5 protein-coding genes and 1 pseudogene are annotated in these 3,933 nt (G+C 67.4%); 2 read left to right on the top strand and 4 right to left on the bottom strand.

What is annotated here, in order from left to right:
* Positions 1–11 precede the first annotated feature (11 nt).
* A complete protein-coding gene (locus tag QOH60_RS28560) occupies positions 12–248 on the top strand; it encodes a hypothetical protein (protein WP_526425260.1) in 237 nt (78 codons plus the stop codon).
* Positions 249–320: 72 nt separating this feature from the next.
* Here the strand turns inward: QOH60_RS28560 and QOH60_RS28555 are convergent, their stop codons facing one another.
* Entirely contained in the window at positions 321–1,169 is an 849-nt protein-coding gene (locus QOH60_RS28555) for a phosphotransferase (RefSeq protein WP_526425259.1), read from the bottom strand.
* A 135-nt stretch (positions 1,170–1,304) separates the two neighbouring features.
* Positions 1,305–1,455, bottom strand: a pseudogene (locus QOH60_RS28550) (VOC family protein); the annotation flags it as partial.
* A gap of 100 nt (positions 1,456–1,555) precedes the next feature.
* On the opposite strand from QOH60_RS28550, the gene QOH60_RS28545 reads away from it, so the two are divergent.
* On the top strand, positions 1,556–2,626 hold the full coding sequence (locus tag QOH60_RS28545; protein WP_526425258.1) for a LacI family DNA-binding transcriptional regulator: 1,071 nt from the start codon (positions 1,556–1,558) through the stop codon (positions 2,624–2,626).
* Between the two features lie 20 nt (positions 2,627–2,646).
* Here the strand turns inward: QOH60_RS28545 and QOH60_RS28540 are convergent, their stop codons facing one another.
* Positions 2,647–3,270, bottom strand: a complete 624-nt coding sequence (locus tag QOH60_RS28540) for an SGNH/GDSL hydrolase family protein (RefSeq protein ID WP_526425257.1) — start codon at positions 3,268–3,270, stop codon at positions 2,647–2,649.
* Positions 3,267–3,933, bottom strand: a 667-nt coding sequence (locus tag QOH60_RS28535) for a glycoside hydrolase family 130 protein (protein ID WP_526425256.1), incomplete at its 5' end; no start/stop codon positions are given. The genes QOH60_RS28540 and QOH60_RS28535, both read right to left, overlap by 4 nt.

Here is a 3,933-nt window from a genome sequence, read left to right as displayed (position 1 = left end):
TCGCGGAATACCTGCCAGCCAAGTCCAACATCATCCAGTTCCAGCAGCGCTTCCAGCCTGCCTACCAACCCAAGCCAGATGACCACGGAATCCTCAGGTTCGTCTTCGGCCAGGCCGGAATTGATCGAGCCAGCGCCCCTCGTCGCACTCGTCTCGAGCGAGCAGTCCTCGACCATCTCGACGCCGGCCGACACTGGCACGGCGGCGCAGGCTGGACCCTGCTGACCTCCGGCGTGCGCACAACCTGAGGCGAACGTCGACTCGCTGTCGACGCAATGGTGAAGTGCCGAGGTTCTTGGTGCCGCCGAGGACAAGCAGCTTCATGACAACTGCTCCACGAGATCTTCGAGCTCGGCCAGCAGTGGGTCGATCCAGTTCTTGGAGTCCGGGATCGTCCGGAGGCCCTCGTCGGTGATGAAGGCCAGTGCCCGGAGACAGAAGCACGCGCCGCCGACAAGCAGTTGACGGTCGACGACGAAGGGATCGGCGCCAGCGGCATCGAGGTAGCGCGCAACGATCGGTCCACGGTCGTGGCCGACGGCAACGGCATCGCGGAGCAGTGTGTAGAGGTCACTCAGGTGCGGCGCGAGGTACGCAAGCGGCCAGACGACAGCCGTCCAGCGCGTCCCGTCGGTGACCAGATTCTTCGGCACGAAGTCACCGTGCACGACAGCGGTCGGCGCCACCCGGTGCAGCTCGGCGAGGGCGTCTGTCAGCGGTCCGAGGTCGACGGTGATCCGCCCGATCCTGTCCGCCAGTTCCTTGACCCGATCCGGTGGGAACTCGCTTGTCCCACCCACTGACCGCATCCGGATCGTCGCCACCAACTCCGCCGCCGCCAGGAAGCCCTCGGCCGACGGTTCCTGCTCCAGGTTCACGCGTCCGACATCGGCCAGCACCAGCACACCTGCGTCGCCATCACGAGCGTGGTGGATCAACCTGGGTGCCGGCAGCTCCATCGGCACGACGAAACGCTCGTACGCCGCCGCCTCGTCCGCCTGACCGTCGCTTCCCCGCTTCACGATCACGCTGCGCAGCCCGTACGACAGCCGCCACACCTCCGACGACCCCCACTGCCGGAGCAGCTCCCCGTGCAACGCCTCCACAGCTGGCGCCTCGGTCGCCTGCAGAAGCGGTCCGTCGACAAGCGAGATCCAGGCGCGAAGCATCCGGAAAGTAGATCACAGCCCACCCACCCGGCCCACGCCGCCGATTTACGCCAGCCCGACGGCTGGACCGCATTTGAATGGTCGTGGCGCCCTGCTGACGTCGAGGAGTTTCTGGCCGCGCGATTGCCAGACGGCTCAGCGCAGTTCCTGGATGCGGATCATGTTGCCCGCGCGTTCGCGGAAGGCGCAGTCGCGGACGCCGTACGGCTGCACGGTCGGGCTCCTGGACGACCTCGGCGCTGCTGGCCTCCAGCTTCGCGAAGGTGCCGTCGAGGTGCTGCGCCGCGCCCGCCACCACGGGCAGGCAATGAGTTACGAGACAGCCCTAGCTCGCCTGCTGCGGTACGGTCGGCTCGGGTGTCAACGTTGACATTAGAATTGGCCGCATGCAGACCGACGAGGGAGCCGCTCAGACCACGGACCAAGGTGTTGCGGAGGCACAGTCTTCCGGCCCGGCTGAACCGCGGCGCCGGCCGCGGCTCGAGGACGTGGCGGCTGCCATGGGAGTCAGCATCAAGACCGTGTCGCGGGCGTTGCGGGGTGATCCGAAGGTTCGCGAGTCCACCCGCCAGCGCATCGTGACGGAAGCAGACCGGCTGGGCGTCCAGCTGAACGACGTCGCCGCCGGCCTGCGCCGCAAGAACCAGGCCATGACCTCGATCGGCGTGACGTTGGGCGACTGTACGAACCCGTTCTTCGCGCCGATGCTCCGCGGGATTCACTCGGTGGCCACCGAGCGCGGCTATCTGGTCCTCACCGCCGACGCCCAGAACGACCCAGAGCTTGAGCACCGCGCCATTCGGTCGTTGTTCGCCCATCGGGTCGCGGGTCTGATCATCGCCCCGGTCGGCAACGATCTGGGCTATCTGGCGAACGAGGCCGCATTCGGCTCGGCGATCGTTTTCGTCGACTCTCCCCCACCGGGGCTCGGCGAGTCGATGGACTCGGTCACCACCACCAACGCGGCCAGCACCCGCGCCGGTATCGAGCATCTGCTCGCTCGGGGGCGGCGGCGCATCGCGTACCTGGGTCACCCGCGCAGCGGCAGCGGCGCCGAGGAACGGTGGGCAGGATACGTCGCCGCGCTCGAAGCGGCCGGTCTGACGGTCGATGCCGACCTCGTCCGTGACGACCTGGTCAGTGAGGCCGATGCGTACCAGGCAGCCGAAGAGCTCCTCGAGACAGCCCGACCGGACGCGGTGTTCGTCGACAACAACCGGCTGTGCACCGGACTGCTGCAGTCCAAGGCGTTCGGCCGGCGACGGCTCGACGTGGTCAGCTTTGATCGATTCGAGCTCGCCGCCGCGTTCGGCATCTCGGTGATCGACAGCGATCCGTATGACGTCGGCCGGGCAGGCGCGAAGCTTCTCTTCGATCGGCTCGCAGACCCCGCCCGGGCACCACAACGGCTGGAGGTTCCCGCCCGGTTGATCGTGCACGAGGATCCGATGTACTGATCGCGACACTAGAGCCCCGGCTAGGCGACCTGGCGCAGCCAAGCCTCGGCGAGGGCCTGATGCCCGGCTGCCGTCGGGTGCACACCGTCGAAGACCCAGTACTCCGGTCCGGTGGTCGCGGCGAGCTCGGCGAACATGCCGTCCGCCGCGATCAGCCAAGCCTGGTACTCGCGGGCCAGCTCACGGACGACCTGGATCTTGGCATCGAGATCCTCCCGCCACTTCCACTGCTCATCGGTGACCGGCAGCAGGAACGGCTCGATCAAGATCAGCCGCGCGCCGGCCGCGGCGAGCGGATCCAGCAGCTCGTGGTAACCGTCGCGGTACTCCGACGCCGTCACCTCGTCGAAGTCGTGGGAGAAGTGGAACCCGCAGTCGTTGATCCCCACCAGGATCGACACCACATCGGGACGTGCGTCGAGTACGTCGGCCTGCCAGCGGCTCCGCAGGTCGGCGAGGCGATTTCCGGAGATGCCGCTGTTCAGCCACACCGGGGAGCGGTCGGGATGCCGCATCCCCCACTGGCCCGATGCCAGCAGCGGATATCCGTAGCCGAGCGGGTTGTCGGTCTCCTCTCGATGGCAGTCGGTGACGGAGTCGCCGGTGAACATGATCCGCGTTCCGGTCTGCAAGGTGATCGTCATGGCTGCTCCGGGACTGCTGACAGATGTGAGTCGGCTGGTGTGAACGTGGCGACACCGATCGTGGTATCGCTCTGGCCGTAGTAGGCGAACCAGGTACCACGGTGGTGGACGAGGCCTTCGACGAAGGTGACGTTGTCCACCAGGCCCTCACGGTCCTCGCGGGTGCTGGGCTCCAGCCACGGTTCGGTCAGCTTGGCGACGACGACGTTCGGCCGGTGCGGATCGATCAACACCTGGCCGCAGGCGTAGTAGACGCCGCCCCCAGGTCGGAGGATCGCGCTGTTGTGCATCAGCAGCACGTGCCCCGTCCTGGTGCGAATCGGCTGCGGCCCGGTCTCCACGAGATCACCCATGAACGTGCCCGGCTCGGGCCGTAGTACCGGTGTGGGATCCGGCTGCCAGTGCAGCAGATCGGTGGAGGTGGCGAGGTGGATGTTTCCCTCACCGAACCACATCAGGTAGCGCCCGCCGACCGGCTCGGGCAAGATCACCCCGCCCTTGCTCCACTCCGGCCCGGGCGTTTCACGCACCCCCGCGAAGGTGTTGATTCCGGGCACCATCGGGCCGTGCTTGTGCCAGCTGCGCAGATCGGTCGAGGTCGCCAAGCACAGCCGGGCGGTGTGCCGGTCCCAGCCGGTGTAGGTGAGGTAGAAGGTGCCGCCG

It is taken from the genome of Mycobacterium sp. (genome assembly GCF_032159765.1).
In the GTDB taxonomy this organism is placed as follows: domain Bacteria; phylum Actinomycetota; class Actinomycetes; order Mycobacteriales; family Mycobacteriaceae; genus Mycobacterium.
The sequence above is the reverse complement of the archived record's forward strand: the minus strand, read 5'-3'. Positions and strand labels throughout refer to the sequence as shown.

Bases quoted from the DNA above. Each gene is read 5' to 3' on its own strand.
- QOH60_RS28555 (WP_526425259.1), bottom strand. From the start codon at position 1,169: ATGCTTCGCGCCTGGATCTCGCTTGTCGACGGACCGCTTCTGCAGGCG.
- QOH60_RS28545 (WP_526425258.1), top strand. From the start codon at position 1,556: ATGCAGACCGACGAGGGAGCCGCTCAGACCACGGACCAAGGTGTTGCG.
- QOH60_RS28540 (WP_526425257.1), bottom strand. From the start codon at position 3,270: ATGACGATCACCTTGCAGACCGGAACGCGGATCATGTTCACCGGCGAC.